2 pseudogenes are annotated in these 533 nt (G+C 47.3%); one reads left to right on the top strand and one right to left on the bottom strand.

The features are described 5' to 3' along the window. Window positions 1–18 precede the first annotated feature (18 nt). Window positions 19–93 (top strand): annotated as a pseudogene (gene tnpB / locus BGK49_RS30670) (IS66 family insertion sequence element accessory protein TnpB); the annotation flags it as partial. An 8-nt stretch (window positions 94–101) separates the two neighbouring features. On the opposite strand, the pseudogene BGK49_RS17430 reads toward tnpB, so the two are convergent. Next, window positions 102–425, bottom strand: a pseudogene (locus BGK49_RS17430) (hypothetical protein); the annotation flags it as partial. Between the last annotated feature and the right edge of the window lie 108 nt (window positions 426–533).

Here is a 533-nt window from a genome sequence, read left to right as displayed (position 1 = left end):
CGTGGCCGACGGGGTGACATGATTAAAATCCTGTGGGCTGATGCTGATGGTCTGTGCCTGTTCACCAGACGCCTGGAGGAAGGCCAGTTTATCTGGCCTTCCTCCACGGTTGAATCACGAGGCACAATGGCCAGCACATTAAAATGGATAACTTCCTGTAACCACCGTTTATTGCAATCCGTCGCCGTGATTAACACCTTAACCTCAGGAAACTGCACCACGGTTTTTTGCAGTAACCAGTAGCAAAACTCACCATCCTGATCGCCATCGAGCATAACTAAGGCTTCAGGGTAACTTTCCAGCTTTTGCCATAACTCGTCTGCCTGACTGGCCCCCTGAATACTCACCCCTGGAATACGCTGCTGTAAACTGATTTTCATTCCATGAATAAATATTGACTGCCTGTCAAACATGACTATTTGCATAACTGAATCTCGGTAATGCTGCCAACTTACTGATTTAGTGTATGATGGTGATTTTAAGGTGCTTGCGTGGCTTCCATTTCCATCAGATGTCCTTCCTGCTCCGCTACT

Source organism: Shigella sp. FC1544 (assembly GCF_001722145.1).
Taxonomy (GTDB): domain Bacteria; phylum Pseudomonadota; class Gammaproteobacteria; order Enterobacterales; family Enterobacteriaceae; genus Escherichia; species Escherichia coli.
Note: the sequence above shows the minus strand (reverse complement) of the source record. Positions and strands in the feature narration are given on the sequence as shown.